Annotated in this window: 1 pseudogene; it reads left to right on the forward strand. The window is 66.7% G+C overall.

The features are described from left to right. Nucleotides 1-924: pseudogene (locus VA603_RS18400) on the forward strand (hypothetical protein); the annotation flags it as partial.

Genomic DNA, 924 nt, shown 5'->3' on the forward strand with positions numbered 1-924 from the left:
GGACTGGTCGGCCGGCGCGTGGATGCGCCGTGTCGACGCCGGGTATTCGATTGCCCGCTACGACACCGGCGAGGAGGTGCGTGAGCACGGCGCCGAGTTCCGTGGCCAGCTCAGCCCGGACATCGACCTCTACGGCCGCTACAGCCGCGCCGAGCGCGGCGCGGAGTACCTGGAGCAGAGCCAGCTGACCGGCGAATGGCGCATCACCGACGTCGATACCCTGAGTGCCGAGCTGCGCCGCGTCGACGAGAACCGCTACACCGGGCAGGGCATCGGCACGCTGGGCGCACTGCAGTACAAGCGTCGCTTCGGCAACATGCTCGACCTGTACGGCACCGCGCAGGTCACCCTGGACGATGATGGCGGCAAGTACGAAAGCAATGATGCGGTCACGCTGGGCGGCAACTACCAGTTCGGCAACCTCTCCAGCGTCGGCGCGGAAGTCACCCAGGGTGATCGCGGCGATGCGGCGCAGGTCAATGCCGAGTACCGGCTGACCCCGGACCATTCGATCTACGGCAACTACACCTTCACCAACGCCACCAGCAGCAGCTACGACTCGTTGTTCAGCCCGACCCAGCGTGATGGCTGGACGCTGGGCCAGCGTTGGCGCCTGTCCAACCAGGTCAACGTGTTCAACGAGAGCCAGTACCTGAAGGCACCGAACGAAACCGGGCTGGCCCACACCTTCGGCATGGACTTCTATCCCGGCGTGGGCTGGAACCTGGGCTTCCAGCTGCAGGATGCGGAACTGGACCGTGGCGCCGGCAACATCAACCGGCGCGCGGTCAGCCTCAGCGGTGGCCGCACCTCGTCGGCCACGCAGTGGAGCAGCAAGCTGGAGTGGCGCAAGGACAGCGGCGCCGAGCGCCGCGTGCAGTGGGTGACCACCAACGCGTTGACCCACAAGTTCAGCGAGAGCCT

Source organism: Stenotrophomonas capsici (assembly GCF_034961085.1).
Taxonomy (GTDB): Bacteria; Pseudomonadota; Gammaproteobacteria; order Xanthomonadales; family Xanthomonadaceae; genus Stenotrophomonas; species Stenotrophomonas capsici.